10 protein-coding genes and 3 pseudogenes are annotated in these 15,771 nt (G+C 70.4%); all 13 read left to right on the forward strand.

Annotated features, from left to right (window positions below):
• Nucleotide 1 precedes the first annotated feature (1 nt).
• The 13 genes and pseudogenes from rsmH to ftsA all read left to right on the forward strand — a co-directional run bounded on the left by rsmH (nt 2) and on the right by ftsA (nt 15,615).
• Entirely contained in the window at nt 2–928 is a 927-nt protein-coding gene (gene rsmH, locus AAG689_RS00500) for a 16S rRNA (cytosine(1402)-N(4))-methyltransferase RsmH (protein ID WP_406624332.1), read from the forward strand.
• Nucleotides 925–1,230, forward strand: coding sequence for a cell division protein FtsL (ftsL, locus tag AAG689_RS00505; protein ID WP_020230910.1), 306 nt, complete (start codon nt 925–927; stop codon nt 1,228–1,230). The genes rsmH and ftsL overlap by 4 nt, the downstream gene beginning before the upstream one ends.
• Nucleotides 1,227–2,975 (forward strand): peptidoglycan D,D-transpeptidase FtsI family protein, encoded by a 1,749-nt coding sequence (locus AAG689_RS00510; protein ID WP_406624333.1) that lies wholly within the window; start codon nt 1,227–1,229, stop codon nt 2,973–2,975. Before ftsL ends, AAG689_RS00510 begins: the two co-directional genes overlap by 4 nt.
• Nucleotides 2,972–4,474 carry a UDP-N-acetylmuramoyl-L-alanyl-D-glutamate--2,6-diaminopimelate ligase gene (locus AAG689_RS00515; protein WP_406624334.1) on the forward strand — a complete coding sequence of 501 codons (1,503 nt, stop codon included), beginning with the start codon at nt 2,972–2,974 and terminating at the stop codon, nt 4,472–4,474. Before AAG689_RS00510 ends, AAG689_RS00515 begins: the two co-directional genes overlap by 4 nt.
• Nucleotides 4,471–5,832 carry a UDP-N-acetylmuramoyl-tripeptide--D-alanyl-D-alanine ligase gene (gene murF / locus AAG689_RS00520; RefSeq protein ID WP_406624335.1) on the forward strand — a complete coding sequence of 454 codons (1,362 nt, stop codon included), beginning with the start codon at nt 4,471–4,473 and terminating at the stop codon, nt 5,830–5,832. The genes AAG689_RS00515 and murF overlap by 4 nt, the downstream gene beginning before the upstream one ends.
• Entirely contained in the window at nt 5,823–7,001 is a 1,179-nt protein-coding gene (mraY, locus tag AAG689_RS00525; protein WP_020230906.1) for a phospho-N-acetylmuramoyl-pentapeptide-transferase, read from the forward strand. The genes murF and mraY overlap by 10 nt, the downstream gene beginning before the upstream one ends.
• Nucleotides 6,998–8,785 (forward strand): annotated as a pseudogene (murD, locus tag AAG689_RS00530) (UDP-N-acetylmuramoyl-L-alanine--D-glutamate ligase); the annotation flags it as partial. The gene mraY and the pseudogene murD, both read left to right, overlap by 4 nt.
• 4 nt (nt 8,786–8,789) lie before the next feature.
• On the forward strand, nt 8,790–10,067 hold the full coding sequence (ftsW, locus tag AAG689_RS00535) for a putative lipid II flippase FtsW (RefSeq protein ID WP_406624336.1): 1,278 nt from the start codon (nt 8,790–8,792) through the stop codon (nt 10,065–10,067).
• On the forward strand, nt 10,064–11,128 hold the full coding sequence (gene murG, locus AAG689_RS00540; protein WP_406624337.1) for an undecaprenyldiphospho-muramoylpentapeptide beta-N-acetylglucosaminyltransferase: 1,065 nt from the start codon (nt 10,064–10,066) through the stop codon (nt 11,126–11,128). Before ftsW ends, murG begins: the two co-directional genes overlap by 4 nt.
• On the forward strand, nt 11,125–12,558 hold the full coding sequence (gene murC, locus AAG689_RS00545; RefSeq protein ID WP_406624338.1) for a UDP-N-acetylmuramate--L-alanine ligase: 1,434 nt from the start codon (nt 11,125–11,127) through the stop codon (nt 12,556–12,558). Before murG ends, murC begins: the two co-directional genes overlap by 4 nt.
• Nucleotides 12,555–13,525, forward strand: a pseudogene (locus tag AAG689_RS00550) (D-alanine--D-alanine ligase). Before murC ends, AAG689_RS00550 begins: the two are co-directional and overlap by 4 nt.
• Before the next feature lie 9 nt (nt 13,526–13,534).
• Complete coding sequence (locus AAG689_RS00555) at nt 13,535–14,377, forward strand: cell division protein FtsQ/DivIB (protein WP_020230900.1); 843 nt, start codon at nt 13,535–13,537, stop codon at nt 14,375–14,377.
• 9 nt (nt 14,378–14,386) lie between these two features.
• A pseudogene (ftsA, locus tag AAG689_RS00560) lies at nt 14,387–15,615 on the forward strand (cell division protein FtsA).
• The last annotated feature ends 156 nt before the right edge of the window (nt 15,616–15,771 follow it).

Consider the following 15,771-nt stretch of genomic DNA (forward strand, 5'->3'; position numbering starts at 1 on the left):
TGTGAACCAGCCCCTGCAGCACACCACGGTCTTGCTCGATGAGGCGGTCGACGCCTTGCTCGGCGGCGCGGCCGCGGCCGAAGGCTGCTTCGTGGACGGCACCTTCGGCAGGGGAGGGCATTCGCGGCGCATCCTGCAGCGGCTGGGGCCGCGCGGTCGGCTGGTGGCCTTCGACAAGGACCCCCAGGCGATCGAAGAGGCGGCGCGCATCCAGGATGCGCGCTTTTCGATTCGGCACCAGGGCTTTTCGCACCTGGGCGAGCTGCCGCCCGCCAGCGTGACGGGCGTGCTGCTGGACCTGGGCGTCAGCTCCCCGCAGATCGACGATCCGGGGCGCGGATTCAGTTTTCGTTTCGACGGCCCGCTCGACATGCGCATGGACACCACGCGCGGCCAGAGCGTGGCCGAGTGGCTGGCGGATGCCGAAGTGGCACAGATTGCGGAGGTGATACGTGACTACGGTGAAGAACGGTTTGCTGGCCCCATTGCAAAGGCGATTGTTGCTCGGCGCGAAGAACGGGGCCCTATTGCAGGCACCGCCGAACTGGCCAGCATCGTGGCTGGCGCGGTCAAGTCCCGCGAGCCGGGCCAGAACCCTGCAACGCGCACATTTCAGGCTCTTCGGATTTTCATCAACGCCGAGCTTGAGGAGCTGCAACAAGCGCTAGAGGCCAGTCTGCACGTGCTGGCCCCCGGCGGGCGGCTGGCGGTCATCAGCTTCCATTCTCTGGAAGACCGCATCGTCAAGCAGTTCATCGCGAAGCACTCCAAGGAGGTCTACGACCGCCGCGCGCCGTTCGCGCCGCCGCAGCCCATGCGCCTCAAGGCACTGGAGCGCATCAAGCCCGGCGCGCACGAGGTGCAGGCCAACCCGCGCGCGCGCAGCGCCGTGATGCGCGTGGCCGAGCGCACGGAGGTGCCCGCGTGACGCGCATCTCCGCCATGCTGCTGGTGGCCGTGATGGCCAGCGCGCTCTATCTCGTGCACACGCAATACGAGTCGCGGCGCCTGTTCACCGAGCTGGACCGCGCGGTGGCGCAGGCGCGCCAGCTGGAGACCGAACACCAGCGCCTGCAGGTGGAAAAGCGCGCCCAGGCCACGCCGCTGCGTGTGGAGCGCCTCGCGCGCGACCGCCTGCACATGCGCTCGGCCACGCCGGCCATCACCCAGTACGTGACGGACGACGGCTCGCCCGTCGTCTCCGCCGCGGCGGCGGGAGGCAGGCCGTGAGCAGCCGCAGCGTCAACTACACCTCCAGCCCGCTGCTGGCCAGCAAGACGCCCGTGTGGCGCAGCAAGTTCATCGTCGCCGCGGTGGCGCTGGGCTTCGTGGGGCTGGCCGCGCGCGCGGCCTACGTGCAGGTGGTCGGCAACGAGTTCTTCCAGCGCCAGGGCGAGGTGCGCTTTGCGCGCACGCTGGAGCTGCCCGCCAACCGCGGCCGCATCCTGGACCGCAACGGGCTCATCCTGGCCTCCAGCGTGCCCGCCGCCAGCATCTGGGCCATTCCCGAGGACGTGGAGAACGACAAGCCCGAGGTGAAAGCCAAGCTCAAGGAGCTGGCGCGCCTGCTGGAGATGCCGCTGCCCGCGCTCAACGCCAAGCTGGCCGACGAGGACAAGACCTTCGTGTGGATCAAGCGCCAGCTCGACTGGGACGTGGGCCAGAAGATCGCCGCGCTGAACATCAAGGGCATCTACCAGCGCAAGGAGTACAAGCGCCAGTACCCCGAGGGCGAGGCCGCCGCGCACGTGGTGGGCTTCACCAATGTGGAGGATCACGGCCAGGAAGGCATGGAGCTGGCCTTCGACAAGGACCTGGCCGGCAAGCCCGGCTCGCGCCGCGTCATCAAGGACCGCCTGGGCCGCGTGGTCGAGGGCGTGGGCGCGGAAGTGCCGCCGGTCGATGGCAAGGACATGCAGCTTTCGATCGACAGCAAGGTGCAGTTCTTCGCCTACCAGAAGCTGCGCGACACCGTGGCCGCGCACAAGGCCAAGGCCGGCAGCGTGGTGGTGCTCGACGCCCACACGGGCGAGGTGCTGGCGCTGGCCAACTATCCGAGCTACGACCCCGGCAACCGCCGCAACCTCACCGGCGAGCAACTGCGCAACCGCGCGCTCACCGACGTGTTCGAGCCCGGCTCGACCATGAAGCCCATCACCATCGGCATGGCGCTGGAGCTGGGCCGGGTGCGCCACGACACGGTAATCGACACCACGCCCGGCCGGTTCGCCATCGGCGGCTTCAACATCTCGGACACGCACAACTACGGCGTGCTTACCGTCGATGGCGTGATCCAGAAATCCAGCAACGTCGGCGCGCTCAAGGTCGCGCAGCGCATGTCGCCGCAGGAGATGTGGAACGTGCACACCGCGCTGGGCTACGGGCAGAAGCCCCAGATCGCCTTCCCCGGCGCGGCCAGCGGGCGCCTGCGGCCCTGGAAGAACTGGAAGCCCGTGGAGCAGGCCACCATGTCCTATGGCTACGGCCTGTCGGCGTCGCTGTTCCAGATGGCGCGCTCCTACACCGTGTTCTCCAACGACGGCATGGTGATCCCGGCCACCATGCTCAAGGCGAGCGGCTCCCCGGTGGGCACGCCCGTCTTCTCGCCCAAGACCGCCAGCCAGGTGCGCCACATGCTGTGGCTGGCCGCCGGCCCCGGCGGCACGGGGCAGAAGGCGCAGACCGTGGGCTACTCGATTGGCGGCAAGTCCGGCACCGCGCGCAAGCAGGTCGGCAAGAGCTACGCCGCCGGCAAGTACCGCGCATGGTTCACCGGCATGGCGCCCATCGACAAGCCGCGCATCATCGTCGCGGTGATGATCGACGAGCCCTCGGCCGGCAGCTACTACGGCGGCACCGTCGCCGGCCCCGTGTTCGGCGAAGTGGTGCAGCAGACGCTGCGCATGATGGGCGTGGCGCCCGACATGGCCGTCAAGCCGCAGATCGTGGCGAACGCGGTGGAGGAGCCGCTGTGACGCCGCGCACCTTCACCACCGTCGCCGAAGCCGTCGCCTTCCTGCGCGCGCGCGTCACCGGCACGCTGCAGACCGACAGCCGGCTGATCCAGCCCGGCGACGGCTTCATCGCCTGGCCCGGCGCCGCCACCGATGGCCGCGCCCATGTGGGCGATGCCATCGCGCGCGGCGCCACGGCCTGCCTCGTGGAGCGCGAGGGCGTGGAGCCGTTCGCGTTCAGTGGCGCGCACATCGCCGCGCTGCCCGGCCTCAAGGCCGCCACCGGCCTGATTGCCGCCGAATGGTTCGGCCAGCCGGGCGAGCGGCTCACCGTGCTCGCCGTCACCGGCACCAACGGCAAGACCAGCACCGCATGGTGGCTGGCCGATGCGCTTGGCGTGCTATCGAAAAAAGAGCTGCCTGCGCTTGCTGGATGTGCGCTGGTGGGCACTTTGGGCATCGGATTCCCGCCCGCCGTGGAATCCACCGGCCTGACCACGCCCGACCCCGTGCGCCTGCAGCGCGCGTTCCGCGCATTCGTGGCTGGCGGCATCGCGCACGCGGCCATCGAGGCTTCGTCCATCGGCCTGGCCGAGCACCGCCTCGCGGGCACGCGCATCCATACCGCCCTGTTCACCAACTTCACGCAGGACCACCTAGACTACCACGCGAGCATGGACGCCTACTGGCAGGCCAAGCGCGCGCTGTTCGACTGGCCGGGGCTGCGCGCCGCCGTCATCAATATCGACGACGAACGCGGAGCGGCGTTGCACGCCGAGCTGCAAGGCAAAGGCCTCGAACTCTGGAGCGTCTCGATGCACGGCCCCGCGCGGCTCATTGCGCGGGACGTGTCGCACACCGGCGAAGGGCTGGCCTTCACCGTCGCCGAAGGCGATGACGCGCATGCGCTGCAGACGCGCCTCGTCGGCCTCTACAACGTCGCCAACCTGCTCGGCGTGATCGCCGCGCTGCGCACGCTCGGCGTGCCGCTGGCCGCCGCCGTGCGCGCCTGCGCGCGGCTTGCACCCGTGCCGGGCCGCATGGAGCAGATCGCGCTGCCCGGCCAGCCGCTCGTGGCCGTCGACTATGCCCACACGCCCGACGCCCTGCGCCAGGCGCTGGCCGCGCTGCAGCCCGTGGCGCAAGAGCGCGGCGGGCGGCTGTGGTGCGTGTTCGGCTGCGGCGGCAACCGCGACGCGGGCAAGCGGCCGCTGATGGGCGCGGCCGCGCAGCATGGCGCTGACCAAGTGATCGTGACCAGCGACAACCCGCGCGGCGAAGACCCGCAGGCCATCATCCACCAGATCCTGCTGGGCACCATCGCCGCCACGCACGTGCGCGCCGAGCCCGACCGCGCCGCCGCCATCCGGCTGGCGCTGGCCGAGGCCGATGCGCTGGATGTGGTGCTGATCGCCGGCAAGGGGCATGAGGATTACCAGGAGACGGCGGGCCGGCGCCAGCCGTTCTCCGACATGGCGCAGGCGCGCGACGCGCTCTCGCTGCGCAAGGAGGCGGCATGAACGGCCGGCCGATGATGACCCTGGCGCAGGTGCATGCCTTCGTGCCCGGCTCGCGCCTCGTGGGCGACGGTGCCACGCTCATCGTGCGCGTGCACAGCGACACGCGCACGCTGGCGGCGGGCGACCTGTTCGTGGCGCTCAAGGGCGAGCGTTTCGACGCGAACCAGTTTCTGGCCCAGGCGCGCGAGGCGGGCGCAGTGGCCGCCGTGGCGCATGCGGGGCTGCAGTCCGCGGGCCTGCCCGGCATCGAGGTGCCCGACACGCTGCGCGCGCTCGGCGCGCTGGCTGCGGGCTGGCGCGCGCAGTGGCGCCTGCCGCTCATCGGCGTGACGGGCAGCAACGGCAAGACCACCGTCACGCAGATGGTCGCAGCCGTGCTGCGCGCCTGGAAGGGTGCGGCCGCCTTTGCCACGCAAGGCAACCTCAACAACGACATCGGCGTGCCGCTCACGCTGCTGCGCCTGGGGGCCGCGCACCAGGCGGCCGTGGTGGAGATGGGCATGAACCATCCCGGCGAGATCGCCTACCTCGCGGACATCGCCCGGCCGACGGTGGCGCTGGTCAACAACGCGCAGCGCGAGCATCTCGAATTCATGCACACCGTGGAAGCCGTGGCGCGCGAGAACGGCAGCGTGCTCGCCGCGCTGCCCGCCGACGGCGTGGCCGTGTTCCCCGCCGCCGATGCGTTCACGCCGCTCTGGCGCGAACTGGCGGGCGCGCGCCGCTGCGTCACGTTCGGCGATGCGGGCGAGGTGCGCTGCGCATCCGCGCGGTGGCGGGACGGCGGCTGGGCCGTGCGCATCGCCACGCCGCAGGGCGTCTTCGATACGCACCTGTCTATCGCGGGCCGCCACAACGTGACGAACGCGCTGGCTGCCACTGCCTGCGCCGTCGCGGCGGGTGTGCCGCTCGATGCGATCGCGCAGGGCCTTGCGGCCTTCGTGCCGGTCAAGGGCCGCTCGCGCGCCTTCAGCGTGCGTGGCATCACCGTGGTGGACGACAGCTACAACGCCAACCCCGACTCCGTGCGTGCGGCCATCGACGTGCTGGCCGGCCTGCCCGGCCCGCGCCTGCTGGTGCTGGGCGACATGGGCGAGGTGGGCGAGCAGGGCCCGCAGTTCCACGCCGAGGCCGGCGCGCATGCGCGCGCGAGCGGCATCGAGCAGGTGTTCGCGCTGGGCGCCTTGAGCGCCCACGTGGCGGGCGCGCGGCATTTCGACGACATGGCATCGCTCATCGCGGCGGTGCGTGCATGCTTGCCCGAGGTGGGCAGCGTGCTGGTGAAGGGATCACGATTCATGAAGATGGAACAGGTGGTGCAGGCCATCGAAACCCAGGGGGAGGCCGCATGCTCCTGATGCTGTCGCAGTGGCTGCAAGGCCTGTCGCCGGAATTCAGCTTCCTGCGCGTGTTCCAGTACCTCACCTTCCGCGCGGTAATGGCGGCCCTGACAGCGCTGCTCATCGGCCTGTTCGTGGGGCCGAAGGTGATCCGCATGCTCACCGCGCTCAAGATCGGCCAGCCGATCCGCGGCTATGCGATGCAGTCGCACTTGTCCAAGAGCGGCACGCCCACGATGGGCGGCGTGCTGATCCTGGGTGCCATCACCCTCTCGACGCTGCTGTGGTTCGATCTTTCAAACCGCTTCGTGTGGATCGTGCTGGCCGTCACGCTGGGCTTCGGCGCCATCGGCTGGGCGGACGACTGGCGCAAGGTGGTCAACAAGGACCCCGAGGGCATGCGCTCGCGCGAGAAGTATTTCTGGCAGTCGCTGATCGGCCTGGCGGCGGCGCTCTACCTCGTGTTCTGCATCTCCGAGAACTCCAATGCGCGCGTGTTCGAGCTGTTCATCACCTGGGTGCAGTCGGGCTTCTCGCTGGACCTGCCGCCGCAGGCCGGGCTGCTCGTGCCCTTCTTCAAGGAGGTGAGCTACCCGCTGGGCGTGCTGGGCTTCGTGATCCTGACCTACCTCGTCATCGTGGGGTCGAGCAACGCGGTCAACCTGACCGACGGGCTGGACGGCCTGGCGATCATGCCCGTCATCATGGTCGGCTCGGCGCTGGGCATCTTCGCCTACGTGACGGGCAACGCGGGCCATGCCAAGTACCTGCTGTTCCCCTACATCGCGGGCTCGGGCGAGCTGCTGATCTTCTGCGCTGCCATGGCGGGCGCGGGCCTGGCCTTCCTGTGGTTCAACACCCATCCCGCGCAGGTCTTCATGGGCGACGTGGGTGCGCTGGCGCTGGGCGCGGCGCTGGGCACCATCGCCGTCATCGTGCGACAGGAGATCGTGCTGGCCATCATGGGCGGCATCTTCGTGGTCGAGGCGCTGTCGGTGATGCTGCAGGTCACCTGGTTCAAGTACACCAAGCGCCGCTACGGCGAAGGCCGGCGCCTGCTGAAGATGGCGCCGCTGCACCACCATTTCGAGAAGAGCGGCTGGAAGGAAACGCAGGTCGTCGTGCGCTTCTGGATCGTCACCATGCTGCTGTGCCTCGTAGGCCTCACGACGTTGAAACTGCGATGAACGACGAGCGCCACGACCTCCCGAACCCCGAGGTGCCCGCTCCCGAAGCGGCGGCCCCGGCGCCTGCGCCTGCGCCCGTGCCGGCGCCCGCGTTCGACTACACGGCCCCCGCGGTGTCCGCCGCGACGCAGGCCAAGGAGTTCGTCGCGCGCATCTTCGCGGACGTGGGCGCCGCCGACGATCCCGCCGAGGCGCAGCAGGAAGCCACGGAAGGCGCGGCGGCCGAGGCGCCTCCCGAAAGCCCGCTTCCCGCCATCCGCCCCGGCGAAGCGCTGGACTACATGGCGGGCCGCAGCGTGCTCATCCTGGGCCTGGGCGCCTCGGGCCTGGCGATGGCGCGCTGGTGCGCGCGCTGCGGCGCGCAGGTGACGGTGGCCGACACGCGCGAGAACCCGCCGCAGCTCGCCCAGCTTCGTGCCGAGCTGCCGCAGGCGCAGTTCCTTGCCGGGCCGTTCGACGCGGCCCTGGTCGAAGGCCGCGCGCTGCATGCGGTGTACCGCTCGCCGGGCCTGGCGCCAGCGGATATTGCTCCTGTAATGGTAGCTGCCAGCGCTTGCCAGATAAGCGCAGAGGGCGAATTGGGCTTGTATTCCGAGGCGCTGCGCGAACTGCGCGCGCGCCACGGCTATGCGCCCGCCGTGCTGGCCATCACGGGCACCAACGGCAAGACCACGGTCACCTCGCTCACCGGCCTGCTCGTCGAATGCGCGGGCAGGAGCGTGGCCGTGGCGGGCAACATCGGCCCCACGCTGCTCGATACGCTGGGCCAGCGCATCGACGCGGGCACGTTGCCCGAGGTCTGGGTGCTGGAGTTGTCCAGCTTCCAGCTCGACGGTGCGCGCGGCTTCGCGCCTGCGGCAGCCGCCGTGCTCAACGTCACGCAGGACCACCTGGACTGGCACGGCAGCCTGCAGGCCTACGCGCAGGCCAAGGCGCGCATCTTCGGCGAGGCCGGCCTGATGGTCCTGAACCGCGAGGACGCGCTGGTCATGGACATGCTGCCCCCGCCCGTGCGCGTGAAGCTGCAGAAGCCCCAGCTGCGCGCCCACGTCACCTTCGGCGCCGACATGCCGCAGCGCCCGGGCGATTTCGGCATCGAGGTGCTTAAAGGCATGGCCTGGCTGGTGCGCGCGCAGGACGCGGACGAAACCGCCAAGCGTTCCAAGGCGCACGAGGAAGAACTGCACGTGCAGCGCCTCATGCCCGCCGACGCGCTGCGCATCCGCGGCCGGCACAACGCTACCAACGCCCTGGCCGCGCTGGCCCTGGCGCAGGCCGCGGGCTGCCCGCTCGCGCCCATGCTGTACGGCCTGCGCGAATACCGTGGCGAGCCGCACCGCGTGGAGCCCATCGGCATCGTGCGCGAGGTGGAGTATTTCGACGACAGCAAGGGCACCAACGTAGGCGCTACCGTGGCCGCCCTCGCGGGCCTGGGCGCGGACCGGCGCCTGGTGGTCATCCTGGGCGGCGACGGCAAGGGGCAGGACTTCTCGCCGCTGGCCGCGCCCGTGGCGCGCCATGCGCGCGCCGTGGTGCTGATCGGGCGCGACGCGCCGCAGATCCGCGCCGCGCTGCAGGGCGTGGGCGTGCCGCTGGCCGACTGCGCCACACTGCCCGAGGCCGTGCAGGCCGCCGCGCAGCGCGCGCACGCGGGCGACGCGGTGCTGCTCTCGCCCGCCTGCGCCAGCCTGGACATGTTCGACAACTACGGCCATCGCGCCCGCGTCTTCCGCGAGGCCGTGGAGGCCCTGGCCCACGAGGCCGGGCAGCCGCTGGAAGGGGGCTCGCATGACCGCTGCCGCCGCACCGCGCACCAGTGCCTGGCAGCGCCTGCTGGGCTGGCTGGGCGCGCTGCCCGCCAAGACCGCCGACGTGCTGCCCGTGCGCGTGGGCGGCACCGAATACCGCCGCACCACCGCCACGCCCGCGCGCGTGCTGGGCTTCGACCAGGCGCTGTGCTGGGTGGTGGTGCTGCTGCTCGCGTTCAGCGTGGTCATGGTGTATTCGGCCTCGATCGCCATGCCGGACAACCCGCGCTTCGGCAAGATCGCGCCCACGCACTTCCTCGTGCGCCATGTGCTGGCGATCGGTGTGGGCTTCGTGGGCGCGCTCATCGCGTTCCAGATCTCCATGAACACCTGGGAGCGCATGGCGCCGTGGCTGTTCGTGGCGTCCATCGTGCTGCTGATCGCGGTGCTGATCCCGCACGTGGGCACGGTGGTCAACGGCGCGCGGCGCTGGCTGTCGCTGGGCATCATGAACTTCCAGCCGTCCGAGCTGGCCAAGTTCGCGGTGCTGGTCTACGCCTCGGACTACATGGTGCGCAAGATGGAGGTCAAGGAGCGGTTCTTCCGCGCCGTGCTGCCCATGGCCGCCGCCGTGGCCGTGGTGGGCGCGCTGCTGCTGGCCGAGCCCGACATGGGGGCGTTCATGGTGATCGCCGTGATCGCCATGGGCATCCTGTTCCTGGGCGGCGTGAACGCGCGCATGTTCTTCCTGATCGCGCTCATCCTGGTGATGGCGTTCGCGGCCATGGTCTGGTTCTCGGACTGGCGGCGCGAGCGCATCTTCGCCTACCTCGACCCGTGGAGCGAGAAGCACGCGCTGGGCAAGGGCTACCAGCTCTCGCACGCGCTGATCGCCATCGGCCGCGGCGAGATCTTCGGCGTGGGGCTGGGCGGCAGCGTGGAGAAGCTCCACTGGCTGCCCGAGGCGCACACCGACTTCCTGCTGGCCGTGATCGGCGAGGAGTTCGGCCTGGTGGGCGTGCTCACGCTCATCGTGGCCTTCCTCTGGATGACGCGGCGCATCATGCACATCGGCCGCCAGGCCATCGCGCTCGACCGCGTGTTCTCGGGGCTCGTGGCGCAAGGCGTGGCGATCTGGATCGGCTTCCAGGCGTTCATCAACATGGGCGTGAACCTAGGCGCGCTGCCCACCAAGGGGCTGACCCTGCCGCTCATGAGCTTCGGCGGCTCGGCCATCCTCATGAACCTTGTCGCCATCGCGGTCGTTCTGCGCGTGGACTATGAGAACAAGCTGCTGATGCGGGGAGGCCGCGCATGACGCAGAAGACCGCCCTCATCATGGCCGGCGGCACCGGTGGCCACATTTTCCCTGGCCTGGCCGTGGCCGAGGAGCTGCGCGCGCGCGGCTGGCGCGTGCACTGGCTGGGCACGCCGGGCAGCATGGAGTCGCGCATCGTGCCGCCGCATGGCTTCGCCCTGGAGACCATCGACTTCTCCGGCGTGCGCGGCAAGGGCCTCGTCACGCTGGCGCTGCTGCCGCTCAAGCTGCTGCGCGCGTTCTGGCAGGCCCTGGCCGTGGTGCGGCGCGTGCGGCCCGACGTGGTCGTGGGCCTGGGCGGCTACGTCACTTTCCCCGGCGGCATGATGGCCGTGCTGGCCGGCAAGCCGCTGGTGCTGCACGAGCAGAACTCCGTGGCCGGCATGGCCAACAAGGTGCTCGCGGGTGTGGCCGACCGCATCTTCACGGCCTTCCCCGGCGTGTTCAAGAGGGGCCAATGGGTGGGCAACCCGCTGCGCGCGGCGTTCACGCAGAAGGCCGGCCCCGCCGAGCGCTTCGCGGGCCGCACGGGGCCGCTCAGGCTGCTCGTCGTGGGCGGGAGCCTGGGCGCGCGCGCGCTCAACGAGATCGTGCCGCAGGCGCTGGCGCTGATCCCCGAGGGGCAGCGCCCAACCGTCACGCACCAGAGCGGCGCCACGCAGATCGACGCACTGCGCGCGAACTATGAAGCCGCGGGCGTGCAGGCCGAGTGCACGCCCTTCATCGACGACACGGCCACGGCCTATGCCGAGGCCGACCTGATCGTCTGCCGCGCGGGCGCGAGCACGGTGACTGAAATCGCCGCCGTGGGCGCGGCGGCCGTGTTCGTGCCCTTCCCGCACGCGGTGGACGACCACCAGACCGCCAACGCGCGCTTCCTCGTCGATGCGGGCGCGGGCTGGCTCGTGCAGCAGCCCGACCTGACGCCGCGCTGGCTCGCCGATCTGCTATTGAATACAGAGCGCCCTGCGCTTGTCCAGAAAGCGCTGGAGGCCAAAAGGATGCAAAAGACCAACGCCACCCGCGAGGTGGCGACCGCCTGCGAGGAACTGGCCGCATGAAGCACGCGATTCGCCACATCCATTTCGTCGGCCTGGGCGGCGCGGGCATGTGCGGCATCGCCGAGGTGCTGCACAACCTGGGCTACCGGATTTCGGGCTCGGATCTTTCCGACAGTGCCACGCTGCGCCGCCTGCAGTCGCTGGGCGTGACCACGCACGTGGGCCACGCGGCGGCGAACATCGAGGGCGCCGATGCGGTGGTCACCTCCACGGCGGTGCAGGCGGACAACCCCGAGGTGCTGGCCGCACGCGAGAAGAAGATCCCCGTGGTGCCGCGCGCCATCATGCTCGCCGAGCTGATGCGCCTGCGCCGCGGCATCGCCATCGCCGGCGCGCACGGCAAGACGACCACGACCAGCCTCGTCGCCTGCGTGCTCGCCGAGGCGGGGCTGGACCCGACCTTCGTGATCGGCGGGCGCCTCAACAGCGCGGGCACCAACGCCAAGCTGGGCCAGGGCGAGTACATCGTGGTGGAGGCCGACGAGTCCGACGCCTCCTTCCTCAACCTGCTGCCCGTGATGGCCGTCGTGACCAACATCGACGCCGACCACATGGAGACCTACGGCCACGACTTCGGCCGGCTCAAGCAGGCGTTCGTGGACTTCCTGCACCGCATGCCGTTCTACGGCACGGCCATCCTGTGCGTAGACAGTCCGGCAATCCGCGACATCCTGCCGAGTGTGACCTGCCCGGTCACGCGCTACGGCCTGTCTCACGATGCCGAGGTGCGCGCCATCGACGTGCGCGCCGTGGGTACGCAGATGCACTTCACCGTGCAGCGGCGCAACGGCGTCACGCTGCCCGACCTGCAGGTGAAGCTCAACCTCGCGGGCGAACACAACGTGCTCAACGCGCTGGCGGCCATTGCGGTGGCGGTGGAGCTCAACGTGCCTGACGACGCGCTGCTGCGGGCGCTGGCCACCTTCACCGGCGTGGGCCGGCGGTTCCAGGGCCATGGCGACCTGCCCGCGCAGGGCGGGGGCCGCTTCACGCTGATCGAGGACTACGGCCACCACCCGGTCGAGATGGCCGCCACGCTGGCCGCCGCGCGCGGCGCATTCCCCGGCCGCAGGCTGGTGCTGGCCTTCCAGCCGCACCGCTACAGCCGCACGCGCGACTGCTTCGAGGACTTCGTGAAGGTGCTGGGCAAAGCCGACGCCGTGCTGCTCACCGAGGTCTATGCGGCGGGCGAGGCGCCCATCGTCGCGGCCGACGGCCGTTCGCTGGCGCGCGCGCTGCGCGTGGCGGGCGCGGTGGAGCCGGTGTTCATCGACACGGTGGCCGACCTGCCCCAGCGCATTGCCGCGCTCGCGCAGGGCGGCGACGTGGTGCTCTGCATGGGCGCGGGCTCCATCGGCGCGGTGCCCGCCAAGGTGGTGGAGTTGCTTCGAAAAAATGAGCTGCCTGCGCTTGAAGGACGGGCGTTATGAGCCAATTTGATTCAAAAATCGACGTGCGTGCACTGGGCAAGGTGGCCGTGCTCATGGGCGGCTCGTCCGCCGAGCGCGAGGTGTCGCTGATGTCCGGCGGCGGCGTGCTGCAGGCGCTCGCGCGCGCGGCGTGGATGCGCATGCGTTCGACCCCGCGCACGCCGACCTGTCCGAACTCAAGACCCACGGCTACGCGCGTTGCTTCATCGCGCTGCACGGCCGCCATGGCGAGGACGGCACGGTGCAGGGCGCGCTGGAGCTGCTGGGCATTCCCTACACGGGCCCGGGCGTCATGGCCTCCAGCATCGCCATGGACAAGATCATGACCAAGCGCATCTGGCGCTTCGAGGGCCTGCCCACGCCGGACTGGCGCCTGGTCGCCGGCAGCGCCGAGACGGCACAGGCGTTCCGGGAGCTGGGCTCGCCGATGATCGTCAAGCCCTCGCGCGAGGGCTCCACCATCGGCCTGACCAAGGTGACCTCGCTCGGCCAGTGCGAGCAGGCCTACCGCCTCGCCGCGCAGCACGACCCCGAGGTGCTGTGCGAGCAGTTCATCGAAGGCGACGAAACCACCTGCCCCGTGCTGGGCCAGGGCGCCGGCGTCACGGCGCTGCCCGTGATCCGCATCGTCGCGCCCGAGGGCAACTACGACTACCAGAACAAGTACTTCACCGACGTCACGCAGTACCACTGCCCGAGCGGCCTGCCCGAGGACGAGGAGCGCGAGATCCAGCGCATCGTCGTCGCGGCCTTCCGCACGCTGGGCTGCCGCGGCTGGGCGCGCGCGGACATCATGATCCGCGCCGGCGACCGCAAGCCCTTCCTGCTGGAGATCAACACCTCGCCGGGCATGACCGGCCACTCGCTCGTGCCCATGTCGGCGCGCGCGGCCGGCATCAGCTACGAGGACCTGTGCCTGCGCATCCTCGCGGGCGCGTCGCTGGACGCGCTGCAGGGACGGGGCTAGGAGCCAAGCATGGCCACCGCGCTGCCCGCACCGCTCGACGTCAAGCTCATGAACCTGACCGCCACGGTCCTGTTCATGGGCGCGGTCGTGGGTGTGCTGGCGGCGGGCGGCGGCTGGCTGTTGCGGCATCCGGCCTTCGCGATCGGCCGCATCGCCGTGGAGGGCGAGCTGGTGCACACCAGCGCCGTGGCCCTGCGCGCCAACGTGGCGCCGCAGCTCGTGGGCAACTTCTTCACGCTGGACCTGGAGGCTGCGCGCCGCGCGTTCGAGCAGGTGCCCTGGGTGCGGCGCGCCTACGTGCACCGCGAATTCCCGAGCGGTTTGCGCGTGCAGCTGCAGGAGCACGACGCGGTCGCCTACTGGGGCGCAGAGGGCAGCGCCACGCTGGTCAACAGCCATGGCGAGGTGTTCGAGGCCGGCAGCGACGATCTGGAGCAGGACAACCTGCCGCGCCTGGTGGGCGTGCCCGAGCGCTCGGCCGAGATGCTGCGCGTGTACCAGCGCCTGGCGCCTGTGCTTGCGCCCCTGCAATCGGACATCGACACGCTGGAGCGCACCGGCCAGGGCGGCTGGCGCGCCACGCTGGACAGCGGCGCGGTGCTGGAGCTGGGCGGCGGCGACGAGGCCGCGCTGATGGAGCGCGTGCGCCGGCTCGTGAACACCCTGCCGCGCGTGGCGCAGCAGCAGGGGCGGCGCGTGGACGCCCTGGAATACGCGGACCTGCGGCACGCCAGCGGCTACGCGCTGCGGCTGCGCGGCGTGACCACCGTGAGCGGCGATGCGCCCGCACCCAAGCCGGCGGCCAAGCCCAAGGCGCCCGCCAGGCCCGCACAGAACAACCACCGGGGGTAGGACTCAAAGATGGCAAGAGAATACAAAGACGTAGTCGTGGGGTTGGACATCGGCACCGCCAAGGTCATGGCCGTGGTGGCCGAGGTGATGCCGGGCGGCGAGCTCAAGCTCGCCGGCCTGGGCGTGGCCCCGAGCAACGGCCTCAAGCGCGGCGTGGTCGTGAACATCGACGCCACGGTGCAGAGCATCCAGCAGGCGCTGAAGGAGGCCGAGCTGATGGCCGACTGCAAGATCCAGCGCGTCTACACCGGCATCACCGGCAGCCACATCCGCGGCCTCAATTCGAGCGGCATGGTGGCCGTGAAGGACAAGGAAGTCACCCAGGCCGACGTGGCGCGCGTGGTGGAGACGGCCAAGGCCATCAACATCTCCAGCGACCAGCGCCTGCTGCTCGTGGAGCCGCAGGAATTCGTGATCGACGGGCAGGACGTGAAGGAGCCCATCGGCATGAGCGGCATCCGCCTGGAGGCGAAGATCCACATCGTGACCGGCGCGCAGAGCGCGGCCGAGAACATCATCAAGTGCGTGCGCCGCTGCGGGCTGGAGGTGGAGCAGCTCATGCTCAACCCCTGGCCAGCAGCCAGGCCGTGCTGACCGACGACGAGCGCGAGCTGGGCGTGGCCGTGGTGGACATCGGCGCGGGCACGACCGACGTGGCCATCTTCACCGGCGGCGCGATCCGCCACACGGCCGTGATCCCGATCGCGGGCGACCTCATCACCAGCGACATCGCCATGGCGCTGCGCACGCCCACCAAGGACGCTGAGGACATCAAGGTCGAGAGCGGCTATGCCAAGCAGCTCCTGGCCGACCCCGAGGCGCAGGTGGAGGTGCCGGGCCTGGGCGACCGCAGCCCGCGCATGCTCAGCAAGCAGGCGCTGGCCGGCGTGATCGAGCCGCGCGTGGAAGAGATCTTCTCGCTCGTGCAGCAGGTCGTGCGCGAGTCGGGCTACGAGGAAGTGCTGTCCTCGGGCATCGTGCTCACGGGCGGCAGCGCCGTCATGCCGGGCATGGTGGAGCTGGGCGAGGACATCTTCCTCAAGCCCGTGCGCCGCGGCATTCCCAAGTATTCGAGCGCGCTGGCCGACATGATCGCCCAGCCGCGTGCGGCCACCGTCATGGGCCTGCTCGAAGAGGCGCGCCTGGCGCGGCTGCGCGGCTTCAAGGTGGCGGCCAAGAGCGGCTCGGTGAAGACCGCGTTCGGCCGCATCAAGGACTTCATCGTGGGGAACTTCTGACATGGCCGCCACACAGCTCTGGCTGGCCCGTGCGGGCCCGCCCCGCCGCAAGAGAGGGCGATGGCGAAGTACCGCGCCGCCGCCCGACGGGACCACCCGCCACAAGCAAGCACACAACCCCTATTCGCACATCACAACGCAAGTTTCAGGAGCACC

The organism is Acidovorax sp. SDU_ACID1, assembly GCF_045291395.1.
GTDB lineage: Bacteria > Pseudomonadota > Gammaproteobacteria > Burkholderiales > Burkholderiaceae_C > MR-S7.

Coding starts and splice junctions, on each gene's coding strand:
- murG (WP_406624337.1), top strand. CDS start 10,064: ATGACGCAGAAGACCGCCCTCATCATGGCCGGCGGCACCGGTGGCCAC.
- ftsW (WP_406624336.1), top strand. CDS start 8,790: ATGACCGCTGCCGCCGCACCGCGCACCAGTGCCTGGCAGCGCCTGCTG.
- AAG689_RS00555 (WP_020230900.1), top strand. CDS start 13,535: ATGGCCACCGCGCTGCCCGCACCGCTCGACGTCAAGCTCATGAACCTG.
- murF (WP_406624335.1), top strand. CDS start 4,471: ATGAACGGCCGGCCGATGATGACCCTGGCGCAGGTGCATGCCTTCGTG.
- murC (WP_406624338.1), top strand. CDS start 11,125: ATGAAGCACGCGATTCGCCACATCCATTTCGTCGGCCTGGGCGGCGCG.
- mraY (WP_020230906.1), top strand. CDS start 5,823: ATGCTCCTGATGCTGTCGCAGTGGCTGCAAGGCCTGTCGCCGGAATTC.